General features: G+C 60.0%; 12 protein-coding genes. 7 read left to right on the plus strand and 5 right to left on the minus strand.

From position 1 onward, the window contains the following. Positions 1-28: 28 nt before the first annotated feature. Positions 29-1,693 carry an energy-dependent translational throttle protein EttA gene (gene ettA, locus IEY47_RS13650; RefSeq protein ID WP_188984020.1) on the minus strand — a complete coding sequence of 555 codons (1,665 nt, stop codon included), beginning with the start codon at positions 1,691-1,693 and terminating at the stop codon, positions 29-31. Between the two features lie 507 nt (positions 1,694-2,200). Between ettA and IEY47_RS13655 the strand changes: the two genes are divergently transcribed. From IEY47_RS13655 to glyA, 3 genes are all read left to right on the plus strand, one after another. Continuing rightward, positions 2,201-6,283, plus strand: coding sequence for a bifunctional diguanylate cyclase/phosphodiesterase (locus tag IEY47_RS13655; RefSeq protein WP_229779435.1), 4,083 nt, complete (start codon positions 2,201-2,203; stop codon positions 6,281-6,283). 193 nt (positions 6,284-6,476) lie between these two features. Further along, positions 6,477-7,769 carry an MFS transporter gene (locus tag IEY47_RS13660; RefSeq protein ID WP_188983811.1) on the plus strand — a complete coding sequence of 431 codons (1,293 nt, stop codon included), beginning with the start codon at positions 6,477-6,479 and terminating at the stop codon, positions 7,767-7,769. Between the two features lie 141 nt (positions 7,770-7,910). After that, entirely contained in the window at positions 7,911-9,164 is a 1,254-nt protein-coding gene (glyA, locus tag IEY47_RS13665) for a serine hydroxymethyltransferase (protein ID WP_188983812.1), read from the plus strand. 86 nt (positions 9,165-9,250) lie between these two features. Here the strand turns inward: glyA and IEY47_RS13670 are convergent, their stop codons facing one another. Next, positions 9,251-9,613, minus strand: coding sequence for a hypothetical protein (locus IEY47_RS13670; RefSeq protein ID WP_188983813.1), 363 nt, complete (start codon positions 9,611-9,613; stop codon positions 9,251-9,253). Between the two features lie 259 nt (positions 9,614-9,872). Here IEY47_RS13670 and IEY47_RS13675 point away from each other — a divergent pair, with 259 nt between their 5' ends. After that, positions 9,873-10,238, plus strand: a complete 366-nt coding sequence (locus IEY47_RS13675) for a PilZ domain-containing protein (protein WP_188983814.1) — start codon at positions 9,873-9,875, stop codon at positions 10,236-10,238. Between the two features lie 12 nt (positions 10,239-10,250). Here IEY47_RS13675 and radA read toward each other — a convergent pair whose 3' ends face one another. Further along, the gene (gene radA / locus IEY47_RS13680) at positions 10,251-11,612 is read right to left on the minus strand and encodes a DNA repair protein RadA (RefSeq protein WP_188983815.1); all 1,362 of its coding nucleotides are present in this window, start codon (positions 11,610-11,612) and stop codon (positions 10,251-10,253) included. A gap of 287 nt (positions 11,613-11,899) precedes the next feature. Between radA and IEY47_RS13685 the strand changes: the two genes are divergently transcribed. Next, complete coding sequence (locus IEY47_RS13685) at positions 11,900-12,667, plus strand: EAL domain-containing protein (RefSeq protein ID WP_229779436.1); 768 nt, start codon at positions 11,900-11,902, stop codon at positions 12,665-12,667. Between the two features lie 240 nt (positions 12,668-12,907). Next, the gene (mscL, locus tag IEY47_RS13690) at positions 12,908-13,339 is read left to right on the plus strand and encodes a large-conductance mechanosensitive channel protein MscL (protein ID WP_188983816.1); all 432 of its coding nucleotides are present in this window, start codon (positions 12,908-12,910) and stop codon (positions 13,337-13,339) included. A gap of 334 nt (positions 13,340-13,673) precedes the next feature. On the opposite strand, the gene IEY47_RS13695 is transcribed toward mscL, so the two are convergent. Further along, entirely contained in the window at positions 13,674-15,248 is a 1,575-nt protein-coding gene (locus IEY47_RS13695; protein ID WP_188983817.1) for a TerC family protein, read from the minus strand. Positions 15,249-15,821: 573 nt separating this feature from the next. Continuing rightward, complete coding sequence (locus IEY47_RS13700; protein ID WP_188983818.1) at positions 15,822-16,598, minus strand: ferredoxin--NADP reductase; 777 nt, start codon at positions 16,596-16,598, stop codon at positions 15,822-15,824. 139 nt (positions 16,599-16,737) lie between these two features. Here IEY47_RS13700 and IEY47_RS13705 point away from each other — a divergent pair, with 139 nt between their 5' ends. Then, complete coding sequence (locus tag IEY47_RS13705) at positions 16,738-17,862, plus strand: methyltransferase (RefSeq protein ID WP_188983819.1); 1,125 nt, start codon at positions 16,738-16,740, stop codon at positions 17,860-17,862. Positions 17,863-17,934: the final 72 nt, after the last annotated feature.

Genomic DNA, 17,934 nt, shown 5'->3' on the forward strand with positions numbered 1-17,934 from the left:
GCTTTTTGCTGACAGGACGCTATCGCCCTTATGCGAGCTTTTTGTACTTCACCCGCTTCGGCTGGGCCGCCGCGTCACCAAGGCGCTTCTTGCGATCGGCCTCGTACTCGGTGTAGTTCCCTTCGAAGAACTCGACGTGCGATTCATCTTCGTACGCCAGGATGTGCGTTGCGATTCGGTCCAGGAACCAACGATCGTGGGAAATGACGATCGCCGCACCGGGGAAGTCCAGCAGCGCCTCTTCCAGTGCACGTAGCGTTTCCACGTCGAGGTCGTTGGACGGTTCGTCAAGCAGCAGCACATTAGCGCCCTGCTTGAGGGTCAGCGCCAGGTGCAAGCGACCACGCTCACCGCCGGACAGATCCTTCACGAACTTCTGTTGGTCCGCGCCTTTGAAGTTGAAGCGGCCGACATAGCCTCGCGATGGCACCTCATAGTTGCCGATCTTGATCATGTCGAAGCCGTCGGAGACCTGCTCCCAAACCGTCTTGGTGCCTTCCAACTCATCGCGCATCTGGTCGACGCTGGCCAGTTTGACGGTGTCGCCCACCTCGATCGTCCCGCTATCAGGCTGTTCGGTGCCCATGATCATGCGGAACAGAGTCGACTTACCGGCACCGTTGCCGCCGATTACCCCGACGATGGCGCCCTTGGGCACAGAGAAGCTGAGGTTGTCGATGAGCACGCGATCGCCGAAGCCCTTCGACACCCCGTTGAATTCGATCACCTTGTCACCCAACCGCTCGCCGGCGGGGATGTAGATCTCGTTGGTCTCGCTACGCTTCTGGAATTCCTGGGATTGCAGCTCTTCGAAACGCTGCAGGCGCGCTTTCGATTTGGCTTGACGCCCTTTTGCGCCCTGCCGGACCCACTCCAGCTCGGCCTTCATCGCTTTCGCATGGGACGCTTCCTGCTTGGATTCCTGGGCCAAACGGGCGGACTTCGACTCCAGCCAGCCTGAATAATTGCCCTCGTAAGGAATACCGTGTCCGCGGTCGAGTTCGAGAATCCAGCCAGCAACGTTGTCGAGGAAGTAACGGTCGTGAGTAATGGCCACGACCGTACCGGGGAAGGCGTGAAGGAAGTGTTCCAGCCAGGCGACCGAGTCGGCGTCCAGGTGGTTGGTGGGTTCGTCCAGCAACAACATATCGGGTGCCGAGAGCAGGAGGCGGCACAACGCGACACGGCGTTTTTCACCTCCGGAGAGGTGTTCGATCTTGGCGTCCCAGGCGGGCAGGCGGAGCGCATCGGCAGCGACTTCGAGCTGGCGCTCGAGGTTGTGACCGTCGGACGCTTGCAGAATCGCTTCGAGCTTGGCCTGCTCGGCAGCCAGCGCGTCGAAGTCCGCATCCGGCTCGGCGTATGCAGCGTAAACCTCGTCAAGACGGGCCTGCGCTTGCTTAATCTCGCCTACCGCCTCTTCAACGATGTCCCGGACGGTTTTCTCGGGGTCAAGTTTCGGCTCCTGCGGCAGATAACCTACCTTGATACCGGGCATCGGCCGCGCTTCGCCGTCGATCTCGGTGTCTACGCCGGCCATGATGCGCAACAACGTCGACTTGCCCGCGCCGTTGAGGCCGAGCACACCGATCTTGGCGCCAGGGAAGAACGACAGAGAGATGTCCTTGAGGATTTCGCGCTTCGGGGGCACGACCTTGCTGACACGGTGCATGCTGTAGACGTATTGAGCCATGGTGACCTGACTTTCGGTGAGGTTGATTGAGATGACGCGAATGGTCCGCAAGACGTGCCCCGCAGAACCGATGACTATCGACCGAGGCGTCGGGCTGAGCGATTGCCGGCGTTTGGGAGCCGACTCGCGTCGCGCGCATAGTAAGAGACGCAAAGCTACCGGAACCGGTGTTGGAGGGTCAAATGGCGTGTCGTCGGACATACTGGCAGTTTGCCTTTTTTCAAGGCATCCTATCGCGCCCTGGAATTCGTTCACGACCTCGAGCGGATGCCAAGTAAAGGCTTTGCACACTCGCAACAAGCAGCAAGGAAGCGCATCGGCCCCGCGCGCCGGTTTACGTAAGGTTAATAGGCAGCCGGAGCAGATCTTCCAAGGCCGAACAGCCGATGCGCAGCAGGTTATGGACAGGCTCTGTAGGCGCTTCACGCATTGATCAGGTACTAGCTGGTGTCCAAGGCGCTCCCACCGTCCGCTCCACCCCCGTCTCAGAAATTACGAGAAGCCACGTTGCGTCGTCTTTCCGTGAAGAATCTGTTCATCGGTTTGGTCATCTTGACACTTGCCCTGCTGCTCTGGGACCTGCCGGAGGAATACGAGCAGCTGCAGACGCTCGAACGGCACCATGCCGAGCGTAGCCTCCACGACCAAGCCGAGCGCTTGAATGCGCTCTTGAAAGCTAAAGCTTCAGCAGCACGCGTCGCGCTCGAGCAAGCGGGCAACACTCAGGTGCGGGATGACGCCGCGCATGCGCTAATGACGACGTTGCGAGGGGTGCTGCCGAATACGAGGGGAATCGCGTGGCTGGACGAAGATGGCCGCCTGGTCCACTCCATCGGCGAGCCTGAAACGTCAAGCCATCTGCAAACGCTATTCGAACGTATCGACCCAAGCGTGAACTATTTCTACGCGTCGACGCGCGGCGAAAATACTCGTCTTGACCTTGTCGTACGGGGTGCGGCCGTTTGGGTCGTGCACGTCGAAACGAAGGCGTTACAGCACTGGCTCGATGAAGCGGGCATTCCGGACATTGGCTGGGCGCTGGTTGATCGCCAAGGCAACGTATTGAGCGAATCCGCTCACGCTGGTACGTCCCGTCCCGCCGACAGTCTTCACGTTCCAATCGCCAATAGCGAATGGTCGCTATACACCACGGATACGCCGTTGCACCCTGAGCGCATGGTGCCGTTCGCCACCAAAGCTGTGCTTTATCTTATGTGTGCCGCACTGACACTGCTCGCGCTCGTTGCGCTTCTCCGTGAATTGCGTAGCAAGAGTGCGGCTTCCAGCCGCCAGCTCGAACAGACGACAAGCGTACTGTCGACAATCGACCAGCCGGTACTGCTTTCGCGCACAGACGGCGAATTGCTCTATCTGAACCGCCGCGCCGAGATCATGTTGGGCCAGGCACCGGCGACTACGGCGACGAACCTGCTGTCCGTCCTGCCCGAGCTTGCCGACATGCTTGCGGCGCCTTATTGCGATGTGCAACGCCGGATCGTCACTCTCGAACGCGCAGGAAACGTCCGCCGCTACACGGTCGAGCGGAGCGGAATGGGTAACCACAGCAGCCTGGGCGGGTATGTCTGGGTCATGCGGGACGAGACCGCAGCACTGCAAGCCTTGGCAACGCTCGAAGAGACGCGGCGTCGCTACCAGGACATCTTCGAAGGCAGCGGCGCCGGGCTTTGCGTGCTCGATCTGTCCAAGCTGGCCTCAATGCTGAAAGCGCTGAATTTCCAGAACCGCGATGACTACCACGCATGGCTGCGCGCATCCCCTGATGCGGCGGACGATATCGAGCAGCGGCTGCAGGTAACCGAAGCCAACGCAATGGTGGCGCGCCTTCTAGGCACGCGCGATACCACCGATGTCTGGCGACACTTGACCGCCCGCAACCCAAACTGCGAAAGCGTGTGCGACGCGATCGTTTCCGCTCTGATCGAAAGCGACCGCCACATCGAAGTGGAAGTCTGTGTCGAGTGCGATACCGGCGTCCGGCATTTCTGGATGACGGCCCGCTTCCCCGAGCGCCGGGAAGACTTCCGCGCGGTGACGGTCAGCCTCAACGACATGACCAGCCGCAAAGCCATGGAGCTCTCGCTGATCGAGCGGGAGCAATTCTGGTCGGGAATCGCCTACGCCGTGCCGGACGCGCTCTACGTGCTCGACATGCAAAGCCGCACGCCCGTGTTCAGCAATAATCGCCTACGCCGGCAGCTGGGCTACGAACACGCGGATCGCTTCGACTGGAAAGACCTGCTACACCCCGACGATCAAGCCCGTTTGGAGACGGTGCTCCAGGAACAGGCGGCGCCGTCCCGGCTGATCCAGGGCCAGGTCCGCCTGCGTCATCACAACGGAAGCTGGCGCTGGTTCGACATCCGTGAGCAGGCGCTGGAACAGGTGGACACCACGGTGCCGACCACCCGCCTGATCGGGATCGCCAAGGACATCACCGAGCAGATCGATGCCAACGAATCACTGACAACCAGTGAACAGCGTTACCGCTTGCTAGCGGAAAGCATCAGCGACGTCATCTTTTCCAGCGATGCCGCGCTGCACCTGAACTACATCAGCCCGTCCGTAGAACAGATGCTCGGCTACCAGCCCGAGGAACTGCTGGAGACCGGTATACGCAGCATCATCGCCAACCCCCAGCAAATCGCCGGGCTGACCCATCTCGTTGCACGCGTACACGGTTGCTTGAACGACCCGCGCAAACTTGCCGTGCTGAGACAAGACGTTCGACCGCAGCATATGGTCATCGATTGTTTGCGAGCCGACGGCCGTAAAGTGCCGGTGGAGATCCGCGTCGTGCTCATGTGGGACGACAGTGGGCATTTCCAAGGGCTGCTGGGTGTGGGTCGCGACATCAGCCGCCAGCGCCGCGCGGAAAAAGACATGCGCATGGCGGCCACGGTTTTCGAACATTCCACCGCGGCCATTCTCGTTACCGATCCAGCCGGCTACATCGTGCAGGTGAACCGCGCATTCAGCCGGATCACCGGCTATGAAAGTGGAGAAATACTGGATCAAAGCCCGGCCTTGCTGACCGCAGACCGGCAGCAGGCCAATCATCTGCAATACATCATCGGTCAGTTGGACATCACCGGGAGCTGGGAAGGTGAAGTCTGGCTGAAGCGGCGCAATGGCGAAACGTATCCGGCGTGGGTCGGCATCACTGCCGTACAGGACGAAGAAGGCGACCTGGTGAGCTATGTCTGCTTCTTCAGTGACGTGGGCGAGCGCAAGGCCAGCGAGCAGCGCATCCATCGCCTCGCTTACTACGATGCCCTGACTCAGTTGCCCAACCGCACGCTGTTCCAGGACCGGCTACACACCGCGCTGCAAACTGCCGAGCGCAATCGCGCGTGGGTCGTCCTGATGTTCCTCGATCTCGATCGTTTCAAGCCGATCAACGACTCCCTCGGACACGCCGCAGGCGATCGCATGCTCAAGGACGTCGCCCAGCGCCTGTCAGGCTGCGTGGACCAGGAAGATACCGTTGCACGCATGGGGGGTGACGAATTCACCTTGCTCCTCCGCGCGAGCGAGAATCGGGAGAACGCCCTTACCCGGGCCATTCACGTGGCCGAGCGAATCCTCGGCAGCCTGTCCCAGGCCTTCGTTCTTGAAGGACGTGAGTTCTTCGTCACCGCCAGCATCGGTATCGCGCTCAGTCCGCAGGACGGCAACGAGCTGAGCCAGCTCATGAAGAACGCCGATACCGCCATGTATCACGCCAAGGAAATGGGCAAGAACAATTTCCAGTTCTACCAGGCCGACATGAACGCCCGCGCCCTTGAACGCCTGGAGCTGGAGAGCGACCTGCGACATGCCCTGGATAACGAGCAGTTCCAGCTTTACTACCAGCCGCAGTTTTCCGGCGACGGCAAACGCCTGACGGGCGTCGAGGCGTTGCTGCGCTGGCAACACCCACAGCGCGGCTTCATCTCGCCAGCGGACTTCGTGCCAGTGCTGGAAGAGCTCGGCCTGGTGGTGCAGGTGGGCGACTGGGCCCTTGCCGAAGCGTGCCAACAGTTAAAACGCTGGCACCGCGCCAAGGTTCGGGTGCCGAAGGTGTCGGTGAACATCTCGGCCCGCCAATTTGGCGACGGCCAATTACGGTCGCGCATTGCCCGCATTCTCGAGAACAGCGGTCTGCCGCCCAGCTGCCTGGAGCTGGAGCTGACGGAGAGCATTCTGATGCACGACGTCAGTGAAACCATGGCAATGCTGGACGGGCTTAAAAAGCTCGGCATCTGCATTGCCGTGGACGATTTCGGTACCGGGTATTCGTCGCTCAACTACTTGAAGCAATTCCCGATTGACGTGCTCAAGATCGACCGCACCTTCGTCGACGGACTTCCCGACGGCGAGCAGGACGCGCAGATCGCACGCGCGATCATCGCCATGGCGCACAGCCTCAACTTAAGCGTGATCGCCGAAGGCGTGGAAACCCAGGAGCAACTGGACTTCCTACGTGAGCACGGCTGCGACGAAGTGCAAGGCTTTTTGTTTGGCAGACCCATGCCCCCGGCGCAGTTCGAGACGCTCTACAGCAACGATTCGCTGTTCATACTCAATTAAGTCCGCTTTTCTCGGTGCGGCCTACGACACGACGTAGGTCGCCTCCCGCGACGTTGCACAGGCACCATTCGTCGGCCATGGCGAGGGGACCGGCACTTTCAATGCTCGCGTGGCTTCCATTCTCCTAATGCGTTCTGTGACCGCTCTACGTCGGGGCTCACGTCGCCGTGTCCATGAGATATGCGGAGAACATATGTCGGTCAATACCTCGTCATCTCGACACACATCGATGAAAACCGTTGCGGTGGGCAGCTTCATGGGGTCGATGCTGGAATGGTACGACTTCTACCTTTACGGAACGGCGGCCGCGCTGGTGTTCGCCAAACTGTTCTTTCCGGACTTTTCCGCGCTTGGCGGCACTCTGGCCGCATTCGCGACTTTCGGCGCAGGCTTTTTCACCCGGCCGCTGGGTGGGCTGATTTTCGGACACTACGGAGACAAGCTCGGGCGCAAATCGATACTCGTGCTGACGTTATTGATCATGGGCGTGTCCACCCTGCTCATCGGGTTGTTGCCGACCTACGACAGCGTTGGCTACTGGGCGCCGACGATGTTAGTTGCCCTACGCCTGCTTCAGGGGCTTGGCTTGGGTGGCGAGTATGGCGGCGCGGCACTGATGGTGATCGAGCATGCACCAAAGTCCAAGCGAGGCTTTTGGGGCAGCCTGCCGCAAATCGGCTCGCCTGCCGGGCTACTGCTCGCAACCGGCATCTTCACGCTTTGCTCCTTGCTACCCGAGGATCAGTTCATGAGCTGGGGCTGGCGCCTGCCGTTCGTATTGAGCGCACTACTGCTCGGTGTCGGCTTGTTCATTCGCCTGCGGGTACAGGAGACCCCGGAGTTCGAAGCGGTGAAGTCCGAGGGTAAGGAATCCGCGATGCCACTCAAGGACCTGGTCAAGCATCATCCCCGCAGCACAGGACTCGCCGTCGTCTCGCGGCTGGCTGATGCGGCCGCGTCCAATATTTTCAACGCATTCGCACTCGCTTACATCAGCCAGCAGCTGAAACTGCCCGACACCATTGCGCTGACGGGCGTCATCATCGCGTCCGCCGTGCAGCTAGGTTTGCTTCCTTTGTTCGGCAAGCTTTCGGATCGTTGGGGCAGGCGCCAGCTCTATGCGACCGGTGCGGCGTTCACCTGCCTCTATGCGTTCCCATTCTTCTGGTTGCTGAATACCGGCTCCACACCCCTGATCTGGCTGGCCATCACCATCGGGTTTTCGCTATGCACGGGGCTGATGTTCAGCGTGCAGCCCACATTCTTCGCGGAAATCTTCAGGCCTGAAGTGCGCTACACCGGCTTATCGGTGGCCTACCAGATTTCGGCGCTGCTCGCGGGTGTAACGCCCTTCATCGCGACGTCGCTGCTGGAGTTTGGGGACGGTAGTCCGTGGGGCGTTTCGGTGTACCTCTTCGTGATCGCGGCGCTGTCGTTTCTTTCGATCTTGCGGCTCGCAACCACCAAGGACGATACGTTGGCGTAACCCTCGACCTCCCGGACCGCAAGGGGCTCGTCCTGCACATGAGCCCGCCTCGTCTGGACATGAACGAGGCGCGATACCCTGCCGCGAGGGCATGACGTAGAATGCGCGTCTTTCGAAACCGCCACAGCCGGGGAATTTGCCATGTTCAGTCGGGAACAGACCCTTTCACGCTTCGATGCAGAACTGTTCGAAGCCATGCAGCAAGAGGCCCAGCGCCAGGAAGATCACATCGAGCTGATCGCTTCCGAGAACTACACCAGCCCGGCAGTGATGGAAGCACAGGGCTCTGTGCTGACCAATAAATATGCAGAAGGCTACCCCGGCAAGCGTTACTACGGCGGCTGCGAGCACGTCGACGTCATCGAGCAATTGGCCATCGATCGCGCCAAGCAACTGTTCGGTGCCGACTATGCCAACGTTCAGCCACACGCAGGCTCGCAAGCCAACTCAGCGGTCTATCTCGCTCTACTGAGCGCTGGTGACACCATTCTCGGCATGAGCCTGGCCCATGGCGGTCACCTGACCCACGGTGCCAGTGTTTCGTCCTCGGGCAAGCTTTACAACGCCGTGCAGTACGGCATCGACGATAACGGCTTGATCGATTACGCCGAAGTCGAGCGCCTGGCCGTCGAGCACAAACCTCGCATGATCGTCGCGGGCTTTTCCGCATACTCCCAAGTACTGGACTTCGCGCGCTTCCGCGAGATCGCGGACAAGGTCGGCGCCTACCTCTTCGTCGACATGGCCCACGTCGCCGGCCTCGTGGCCGCGGGCGTCTACCCGAATCCAGTGCCGTTCGCCGACGTCGTGACCACGACGACACACAAGACCCTGCGCGGCCCTCGCGGCGGTTTGATCCTGGCGCGCAAGAACGAGGAAATCGAGAAGAAGCTGAACTCGGCCGTATTCCCCGGCGCACAAGGTGGCCCCCTGGAGCATGTCATCGCGGCGAAGGCGGTTTGCTTCAAAGAAGCCTTGCAGCCCGAGTTCAAGACCTACCAGCAGCAGGTGCTGAAAAACGCACAAGCCATGGCCTCGGTCTTCATCGAGCGTGGCTTCGACGTCGTTTCCGGCGGCACCCAAAACCACCTGTTCCTGCTGAGTCTGATCAAGCAAGGCCTCACTGGGAAGGACGCGGATGCGGCCTTGGGTCGCGCCTTCATCACGGTCAACAAGAACTCGGTACCGAACGATCCCAAGTCGCCGTTCGTGACCTCGGGTCTTCGTATCGGTAGCCCTGCTGTCACGACCCGTGGCTTCAAAGAAGACGATTGCCGCGAGTTGGCAGGCTGGATCTGCGACATCCTTGAAAACATGGGTGACGAATCCGTGATCGATGCGACGCGTCAGAAGGTACAGGCCATCTGCAAGAAGCTGCCGGTCTACGGCCAGTAAGCATCGGGTATTGCAAAGCAAAAGCCCGGGTTGCATCGCAACTCGGGCTTTTTTGTGTCGAACGTTTTATCGCAGCAAGCGTTGGGTCAGAACACGAAGCGTACCGGGCTCCTACCGCCCTCCTTCGATTTTCCCGCTTGGGCCAGCTCCGCTGGGCCGCCCGAACGATCGCCCACAACGCTCAGGACGTCTTCCGAACGAATGATGGGCACATGACCACTGTTAGGAGTAATGCTCGCCACACGAGCAGGAGACCTGACGTCATGGGCGAGAATGGCGGCGATCGCCATCGCTACTGCAACCAATAGCGCACCTACTGCGTACAGAGGCAACATCGCATCGAAATCGTTGAACCGAATCACCTTGCGTTCATGTAGACGCACCTTGCGCTCGAGTCCGGCCCACACGCGTTCCACGCACACCGAATCCCCGCACTTCGGTCCATTCATATCAATTCCCTCTGAGGTACTGCACCGACGCATCCGTCCCGTCGTGTGCGTAGTAGACACTAAAGTAACTGCTGGCATTAAGCTGTCAAAAGAACCTTTTTGCATAAACCATGACCGAGTCGCCAATATTTCTTAGGTGTGTGGCAATAGCGCGCGTGGAGTCGGCATTTTGACGGAAGTTCGTTTGTGCTTGCTCTATGGGCGTGGGACAGGTATTCGTGACGCTTCAAGAAATCATCGCCTGCGGCAGGAGTACGTCATGTCCAACGATAGCCAAGAGCGCCGGCGCTTTCACCGGATTGGCTTCGATGCGAAGACCGTCATCGCACAAGGTCAGCGACAGTGGGTCACTGTGTCCCAGGACATCTCGTTCAAGGGACTGCTGGTACGCCGCCCCGATGAATGGGATGGCGACAGCAATGCCCCCTTCATGGGCTCGGTCGCGCTGGGGGATGACATTGAAGTTGCCATGCAACTGACGCTCAAGCGCAGCGATGATGCCTATCTCGGTTTCAGCTGCGATCACATCGACATCGAATCGATCAGCCATCTACGCCGTATCGTCGAGCTCAATCTGGGTGACGAGGCACTACTGGAGCGCGAGCTGGCCGCACTCGGGTCGTAAGGTAGCGATGCGCTACTCGAACAGCGCATCCAGTGCTTGCTCCAAACGCGTTACCGCGATGATCTGCAAACCAGGTGGCGCATCCTTGGGCGCATTGCCTTTTGGCACGATCGCGCGCTTAAAGCCATGCTTGGCGGCCTCTTTCAGACGCTCCTGGCCGCTGGGCACTGGCCTGATTTCGCCGGAAAGCCCGATCTCACCGAAGACTAATAGATCATGTTCCAGTGGTTTGTTACGCAAGCTGGAAATGACGGCCGCCATTAGCGCAAGGTCGGAGGCGGTTTCCAATACCTTCACGCCGCCCACCACATTGAGGAACACATCCTGGTCGTAGGTGGCGATGCCGCCGTGGCGATGCAGAACAGCCAGTAGCATCGCTAGACGGTTTTGGTCCAGGCCCAAGGTCACCCGCCGGGGATTGGCCAAATGGCTCGTATCTACCAGTGCCTGAACCTCGACCAACATTGGCCGCGAACCTTCCCAGGTGGCCATCACCACGCTTCCGGGAACGGCCTCTTGCGCCCGCGTCAGAAAGATCGCCGACGGGTTGGACACTTCTTTCAAACCCTTGTCGGTCATCCCGAACACGCCCAGCTCGTTGACAGCACCGAAGCGGTTCTTGACGGCGCGCAGGAGGCGCAAGCGCCCGTCCGATTCCCCTTCGAAATACAACACCGTATCCACCATGTGCTCGAGCACCCGTGGCCCGGCCAACGAGCCCTCCTTGGTCACATGGCCGACCAGGAATATCGCGGTGCCGCTCTGCTTGGCGAAACGTACCAGCAATGCCGCGCTCTCACGCACCTGCGCGACACCGCCCGGTGCAGATTGCAACTGCTCGGTAAAAATCGTCTGGATCGAGTCGACCACCATGACCTTCGGGCGCTCACGCCGGGCGGTGTCGATGATGGATTCAATGCCTGTCTCCGTCATGACCTTGAGCTTGTCCAACGGGAGATCCAGGCGCCGCGCGCGCATTGCAACCTGCTGTTGCGACTCCTCGCCAGTGACGTACAGCGCCGGAAATCGCTCCGCCACGTTGCACAACGTCTGCAGCAGGATCGTGGATTTACCGATACCAGGATCGCCGCCAATCAAAACGACCGAACCGTCGACCAATCCACCACCGAGCACACGATCGAGTTCCTTGGAGGCGGTGGAAAAGCGCGGCACCTCCTCGACGCTTACTTCGGCGAGCGTCTTGAGTTGCGCTTGCTGACCAGACCAACCCCCGCGTCCCGAGGGCGTGGCCGTGCCTTCGAGCACCGTTTCCACCAACGTATTCCACGCGCCGCACTCGGCACACTGCCCCGCCCATTTCGGGAAGGTTGCACCGCACTCGGTGCAGCCGTACATGCGCTTGGCCTTGGCCATGACGTGATCCTGTGTGCTCGAACGAAGGCCGAACGATACCGAACAACTGGATAAAATTACAGCTCTAACGAGGCCAAATTCAGCAGGCAGTAGAGCGCCACTCCTAGACGTAATGGAACGTTTTGGCGCCTACCGTTAGCTGTCGGACGAGCTGCTATCGAGTAAGACGTACAGACCACTCAACAGGACTGTCCAACAGTACAATGCGCCCATTGACTACCTTAGGGCATTCAACGTCGATCCGGGTCGACGTAGCGCTAAGCCAGCTTGTCGTCCCCGAGGCTCTGATGAATACACCGTTGCATGCCCTTCCCTCCTGCGCCCACTGCCGCGACGGCGCACCGCTCGATTTCGCTATCAGCATGGCATTTCAGCCGATCATCGATATCCAAAGCGGCTCGGTCTTTGCGCATGAGGCGTTGGTCCGAGGCACTGCGGGCGAAGGCGCGGGAACGGTACTTGCGCGGGTCGACGAGGCCAATCGCTATGCGTTCGACCAGGCCTGCCGAATGACGGCGCTAACCAAAGCCTCCCCCTTGAACCTGCCTGGCATGCTATCCATCAACTTCATGCCCAACGCTGTGTACAAGGCAGAGACCTGCATACGGGCGACCTTCGAAACGGCACGCAAACTTAACTTCCCCCTCGACCGGGTGATCTTCGAGGTCACCGAACAAGAAGACATTCTCGACCTGCCACACCTTGTCGATATCCTGCGTGCCTACCGCAAGATGGGATTTCTCACCGCGATCGACGACTTCGGCGCAGGTTACGCGCACCTCAATTTGCTTGCCGACTTCCAACCCAACCTCATCAAGCTCGACATGCACCTGATCCGAGGAATCGACGCTGACCGCGTGCGGCAGGTCATTGTTGAATCCACCCTACAGGCTTGCCGTCGGCTAAACATCCGCGTCATTGCCGAAGGCGTGGAGACAGCGGATGAATACGTGACCCTCCGCGAAATGGGCGTGCGTCTGTTCCAAGGCTATCTATTCGCGAAACCCGCGTTCGAAGCACTGCCGGCGATTTCCTGGCCAAACGACTTGAACTGATCGCGCGTCGCCCGAGTCTGCCATTAGGGACGGCGCCATCGGCGTCGCTTTGCGCCAGGCGGTCGCGGTTTAGTCGTGTTTCGCAGGACGAACTACACTGAACTGCAGTGCCCGCGCGGCTGGCAGTGATGCTGTCGGCGCTGACGAATGCCGTCATCGACGCTTGTTTCTCCTTTCGAGGCGTGGACGATTTCACCCTCAGATCAAGCGACATCTACACCAATAGAAGGAAACGCGTGCATGAGCTTCATCCAGGAATTCAAAGCCTTTGCCATGAAGGGCAACGTCGTGGATTTGGCCGTCGGGATCATCATCGGCGCCGCGTTCGGCAAGATCGTGTCCTCGTTCGTCGGGGACGTGATCATGCCGCCGCTGGGGCTGCTGATCGGTGGAGTTGACTTCTCGGACCTTGCGATAACGCTCAAGGCGGCCCAAGGCGATACGCCGGCAGTGCTGCTCTCGTACGGACGCTTCATTCAGACCGTCTTCGATTTCCTGATCGTTGCGTTCGCGATCTTCATGGTCATCAAGGTCATGAATCGTATGCGTCACAAAGAGGAAGCCAAGCCTGCTCCTGCGGCGCCACCTGCGCCAAGCAAAGAGGAAGTGCTATTGGGCGAGATTCGCGACCTGTTGAAGCAACAGAATGAGAATCCACGTCCGCCGCTTTAAGCGATCAAGAAAAGAGAACGGCAGCCTGAAGGCTGCCGTTTTTGTTTGCGCGATAACGGATGTTCCACAATGAAGCAGCGTTCAACCAACCGTAGACCGGGTGCTCCGATCCCAAGCCGGTCTCCAGAACCAAAGCCGCGGGTTTTCACCCGCCCTACGGAAGCGCCCATACGCCGCCCGTAGACCGGGTGCTAACCCGGATACCCCGATCCCTTGCCAACCTCTGGACAAAAAAGCCGCGGGTTTACCCGCCCTACGGAAGCTATGCCTAACATCGTGGCTAGCGCCCTAGGGGAACTCAACGGGAAGCAGTACCCTCCCGTCCGCTCCGATATCAAGCCGTTACTGGACTTCCATCCTGATCGTTGCGTCGCATCAACAAGCGCGTAATACGGCGTTCCTTCACCTCGGTCACGGTCAGCGTCCAGCCCGCGAACTCCACGCTGTCACCGATCACGGGCAGCCGGTCGAGCTGGTGCATCGCAAGTCCGCCCAGGGTTTGATAGTCCTCGCTGGCCTGCGCATTGAAGCCGAGCCGCTCACGTAGCGCAGCCAAGTTGATCGCGCCGCTGACCTGATAGCCCTGTGCCTGGGACTCGATGTCCGGCCCTTCCATTTCGCTGGCGTCCGGTAGCTCACCAGCGATGGATTCCAGGATGTCGGTCAAGGTCAAAAGTCCTTCGAAATTACCGAACTCGTTGACCACGAATGCAACGTGGGTGGACGCCTTGCGCATTTGCTCCAATGCACTGAGCACCGTACAGCTATCCGGCAAATTCACCGGAGCACGCACCAACTGCTCGATGTCCGGCTCCAGGCCGCTCAGCATCTCACGCAGCATTTCCTTCTTGTGCACGTAGCCGAGCGGTTCATCGATCGACGAGCCCCGCGAGACCACGAGACGCGAATGGGGCGATTCGAGCAGCGCCTGTCGAACCTCATCCAGCGGTGCATCCAGATTGATGTGGTCGACCTCCATGCGATCGGTCATGACCCGTTCGATGGACAACTCGGCGAGCCGGAGTACCCCGCTGATCATGACGCGCTCTTGGCGTTCGAACAGCGCGACGTCGCCCGTATTCTTGCCCACCATATCCGCAATATCGTCGTCGACCTCGCCCTCATGGGTGCGCCCGCCAAGCAGGCGCATCACCGCATGCGCCGTGCGATCGCGCATGCTGTGTTCACCCTGGAGATGACGCTTACGTCGCCAGCGCGCAACCTGGTTGAAGATCTCGATAAGCAACGAGAACCCAATCGCCGCGTACAGATACCCCTTCGGAATATGGAAGCCCAGACCTTCGGCCGTAAGGCTGAAGCCGATCATCATCAAAAAGCCCAGGCAGAGCATGATGACCGTGGGATGCGCGATGACGAACGCAGTCAGCGGCTTGCTCGCGACCATCATGAGCGCCATGGAGATCACCACGGCGATCATCATGACTTCCAGATGCTCCACCATGCCGACGGCGGTGATGACCGCATCCAGCGAGAACACGGCATCCAACACGATGATCTGCGCGACCACCGGCCAGAACGCGGCATAGACCCGGTTCGTCTGGTGCGTCTGCATTCGCCCTTCCAGGCGCTCGTGCAGCTCCATCGTCGCTTTGAACAGGAGGAACACACCACCCAAGAGCATGATCAGATCACGGCCGGAGAACGCCTTGCCGAATACCTCGAACAACGGCTGTGTCAGCGTGACCAACCAGGCGATGCTCGCCAGTAGGCCCAGGCGCATGAGCAGCGCCAGCGATAGACCAATGATGCGTGCCTTGTCGCGCTGATGCGGCGGCAGCTTGTCCGCCAAGATGGCGATGAACACGAGGTTGTCGATACCGAGCACGAGCTCCAGCACGATAAGGGTAAATAGGCCCAGCCAGGCCGTAGGATCAGCGAGCCACTCCATCAGCGGGCCTCAAGAAGACGTTGGGAGAAAGTGCGGGAGAACGAAACACTGCGCAGGGGCGCAGACGTGTCCGTTATCGGACGGGGGCGTGTTGCGGTGCGACCGGAAGGGTCTGGAGGAGTCTCTGCCGCGCTCGTCTGAAGCGAGAGCGGCCGCCTACTGTCACTGTTCATGCAGCTCATTCTGGTAAGAAAGGAACGCTCATCCTATGCGATCCGTTCAGCCGCTGTTCAATTAAAAAAGATTTCCAAAGATGAATGGCGTATGTCGGGCGGGTTTGCGACGTAGAGAGCTGGAAGGTGCAAAAGCTAGGCAGGTTGGAAAATAGCCGAAAGATAGGCTCCTGTTTTCAAGCATGGTGAGCGCGCTTATCAAATAGATAGGGCTTGTTATGAGATACCGAATCTCTGCGCTGGCGTGGCTTCTGTAGGAGCGGGCTTGCCCGCGAATACGGCGGCAGGAGCAACTTAATCTTTATGGCTGACTATCGCTTTCGCGGGCAAGCTGATCGCAGCCCGGCCCGCTCCTACAGGAAGTTTAGGCCTGCGACACAATCGCGCCGCAGGAAAGACCCTACCAATAATTCTCCACCGCCACCTGCCCTGGCTTGCGCGTCAATGCCAGACTCATGCCTTTGGTTTTAAGCACTGCTCGCGTGTCCTCGATCATCTGCGGATTACCACACAGCATGATCCGCGAGTGCTCGGGTTCGAGCGCGATACCGGCAGCACGCTCGAGTTCGCCATTCTCGATGAGCGTGGTGACGCGCGCATTCAGAGCGCCCGGCACCTGTTCGCGCGTCACCACGGGCACGTAGGTGAATTTGGCTCCTGCGCCCTCCAGCCATTCACGCTCGGGGATGTCCTTGATCAACTCCTGGTAGGCAAACTCACTGGCCTCCCGTGCGCTGTAGACGAGCACGATCCGCTCGAACCGTTCCCACACGTCGAGCCCCTGCAAGATGGAAAGAAACGGTGCCAGCCCGGTGCCCGTCCCGATGAGCCAAAGGTCTCGTCCATCGGGGAAGCGATCCAGCGTCAGGAAGCCGAACGCGGTCTTGTCCACCAAGAGTTCATCCCCCACCTTCAGACGCCGCAACTCGCTGGTGAATTCTCCGTCCGGCACAACGATCGAGAAGAATTCCAAGTATTCATCGTGTGGTGACGACACCATGGAGTACGCGCGCCAGACCACGCTGCCGTCCGCCTTCGTCACCCCCAACCGGGCAAACTGACCCGCGGTGAAGCGATAGCCGGCATCTCGCGTGGTCCGTAACGTAAACAGGTTAGGCGTCAGCGTGTGTACCTCGGTCAAGGTCTGGCGGGTGAACTTCTCGTCGCTGGCGCTCATGCGGGTCTCCTGTGCTTGGGAACGGCAGTGTCGCGCAAAACGCAGCGCCTAAACACCGACGTTGCACGAGGGATTTTCATTCGACTTGAGCGCATAGGTCGGTGCGTGGAGAATGCTCGCCTGCTGCCTTGGAATGCCCATGCCTCTTCTCGATACCCCTTTCGCTCAGCTCGATCTCGTCCGCCAGCCCCCGCGCCGCGACGATCCCCTTCAGGCCTTCGATGCGGCCGACGAATACCTGCTCAATGCAACGCACGAAGCGGGCATCGCCAACCACGCTCGCGTACTGGTGCTGAACGACACCTTCGGCGCCCTGTCCATCAGCCTTGCACAGCATGCCGTAGTGAGCAGCAGTGGCGATTCCTATCTCGGCGCGCTTGGCTTGCGCGACAACCTCAAGCGCAATGGTTTACCGGAGGACAGCGTTCGCTTCTCGCCGGCCAGCGAACACATCGTCGGCCCCTTCGACACCGTCTTGATCCGTATCCCGAAGACGTTGGCATTACTGGAAGAGCAACTCATCCGACTGCAAGGTCAACTGGCGCCCGGCGCCAAGGTCATCGCCGGCGGTATGATCAAGCACCTCCCTCGGGCCGCGGGTGAATTGCTGGAACGCTATATCGGTGATGTGCACGCATCTCTGGCCGTGAAGAAAGCTCGTTTGCTCCACGTCACCGTGGGCGAGCGCCCCCCGGCGGTATCGCCTTACCCCAGTCGATACCGCCTCGAACATCCCGCCATCGAATTGCTCAACCACGCCAACGTGTTCTGCCGGGAGGGGCTGGATATTGGCACGCGTGCGTTTCTGCCGCACTTGCCGGGCGGGCTTGGCAATGCGCGCGTGGCCGATCTGGGCTGCGGTAACGGGGTGTTGGCCATTGCCAGCGCGCTCGCCAATCCGGATGCGCAGTACACGCTGGTCGACGAATCCTATATGGCAGTGCAGTCCGCCGCCGAAAACTGGCGAGCCACCCTTGGTGAGCGACCGGTCACGGTGCGTGCTGCGGACGGACTCGCGGGCCAGCCGGAAAACGCCCTGGATGTCGTGCTGTGCAATCCGCCGTTCCACCAACAACAGGTCGTCGGTGACTTCATCGCCTGGCGCATGTTCCAGCAAGCTCGTGACGCACTGGTCGCGGGCGGATCGCTGTGGATCGTCGGCAACCGCCATCTGGGCTATCACGCCAAGTTGAAAAAATTGTTCCGGGGCGTCGAACAGATCGCGGCCACGCCCAAATTCGTGGTGCTGAAAGCGCGTAAGTAAGCCACTGCGGATGACCCTCGGGCCGCTCATCGCCCGGCGCCCCACTGCTGCGGAACGATGCGAACTCCCAAG

The organism is Pseudomonas matsuisoli (assembly GCF_014647635.1).
Taxonomy (GTDB): Bacteria; Pseudomonadota; Gammaproteobacteria; order Pseudomonadales; family Pseudomonadaceae; genus Pseudomonas_P; species Pseudomonas_P matsuisoli.

Excerpts from the sequence above, each read along its gene's own strand:
- ettA (WP_188984020.1), bottom strand. The coding sequence starts at position 1,693 with ATGGCTCAATACGTCTACAGCATGCACCGTGTCAGCAAGGTCGTGCCC.
- IEY47_RS13660 (WP_188983811.1), top strand. The coding sequence starts at position 6,477 with ATGTCGGTCAATACCTCGTCATCTCGACACACATCGATGAAAACCGTT.
- glyA (WP_188983812.1), top strand. The coding sequence starts at position 7,911 with ATGTTCAGTCGGGAACAGACCCTTTCACGCTTCGATGCAGAACTGTTC.
- IEY47_RS13670 (WP_188983813.1), bottom strand. The coding sequence starts at position 9,613 with ATGAATGGACCGAAGTGCGGGGATTCGGTGTGCGTGGAACGCGTGTGG.
- IEY47_RS13675 (WP_188983814.1), top strand. The coding sequence starts at position 9,873 with ATGTCCAACGATAGCCAAGAGCGCCGGCGCTTTCACCGGATTGGCTTC.
- radA (WP_188983815.1), bottom strand. The coding sequence starts at position 11,612 with ATGGCCAAGGCCAAGCGCATGTACGGCTGCACCGAGTGCGGTGCAACC.
- IEY47_RS13685 (WP_229779436.1), top strand. The coding sequence starts at position 11,900 with ATGAATACACCGTTGCATGCCCTTCCCTCCTGCGCCCACTGCCGCGAC.
- mscL (WP_188983816.1), top strand. The coding sequence starts at position 12,908 with ATGAGCTTCATCCAGGAATTCAAAGCCTTTGCCATGAAGGGCAACGTC.
- IEY47_RS13695 (WP_188983817.1), bottom strand. The coding sequence starts at position 15,248 with ATGGAGTGGCTCGCTGATCCTACGGCCTGGCTGGGCCTATTTACCCTT.
- IEY47_RS13700 (WP_188983818.1), bottom strand. The coding sequence starts at position 16,598 with ATGAGCGCCAGCGACGAGAAGTTCACCCGCCAGACCTTGACCGAGGTA.
- IEY47_RS13705 (WP_188983819.1), top strand. The coding sequence starts at position 16,738 with ATGCCTCTTCTCGATACCCCTTTCGCTCAGCTCGATCTCGTCCGCCAG.